A 968-nucleotide genomic window follows, 5' to 3' on the forward strand; every position below is an offset into this window, starting at 1 on the left:
TCAAAACCCCTCAAATGCATGTCAGACCCTGTGCAAAGCTTGATTTTTTGTCTAAGTCAGACCACAGCACGCCACACCAACCAGATCGGGCAAGAGATTATGACACAGCAGGATAAATTGGCCGCGATCCGCGACACCGCCGCCCGCGTTTTGAAAATTGAGGCGGATGCGGTGATGGCTTTGGCCGCGCATTTGCCTGCTGATTTTGACGGCGCGGTTGAGGCCATGCTGGCCACGAAAGGCCGTGTGATCCTATCTGGTATCGGAAAATCGGGGCATATTGCGCGCAAGATCAGCTCAACCCTTGCTTCGACTGGCACACCTTCGGCTTTTGTCCACCCTGCGGAGGCAAGCCATGGTGATTTAGGCATGATCACCCCTGAGGATTTGGTGATTTTGATCTCAAACTCAGGTGAAACGGCTGAATTGGGCGATATCGTGGCCCATGTGGCGCGGTTTTCAATCCCGATGATTGGCATATCAGGGCGCGAAGACAGCACATTGATGCGGGCGGCGCAGTATCGCTTGACCTTGCCTGCCGCGCCTGAGGCTTGTGTGATTGGGATGGCGCCGACAACCTCAACGACCCTGACACTTGCCTTGGGCGATGCATTGGCCATTTGTGTCATGGAGCAGCGCGGTTTTCGACCCGATCAATTCCGCACCTTTCATCCCGGCGGGAAACTGGGCGCACAATTGTCAAAAGTTGCGCAATTGATGCATGAAGGGGCGGCCTTGCCCTTGGTTCAGGTGACTACCCCGATGCCTGAGACCCTGTTGGTGATGACCGAGAAAAGCTTCGGTATCGTGGGGGTCTTGGACGGCGAAGGTCGCCTTGATGGGGTGATCTCAGACGGGGATTTGCGGCGCAACATGGCGCGGCTGATGTCCTGCACGGCTGGTGATGTCGCCACCAAATCCCCCCGCGTGACCGCCCCAGATGCCCTTGCTGCCGAGGCCTTGGCGGT

1 protein-coding gene is annotated in these 968 nt (G+C 57.0%); it reads left to right on the forward strand.

Going from position 1 to position 968, the window contains the following annotated elements; all coding sequences use genetic code 11:
* Positions 1–99: 99 nt before the first annotated feature.
* The coding region (locus ACR0IO_RS23125; protein WP_480745201.1) for a KpsF/GutQ family sugar-phosphate isomerase at positions 100–968 on the forward strand (869 nt) is incomplete at its 3' end.

The organism is Ruegeria sp. CE12, from assembly GCF_056537525.1.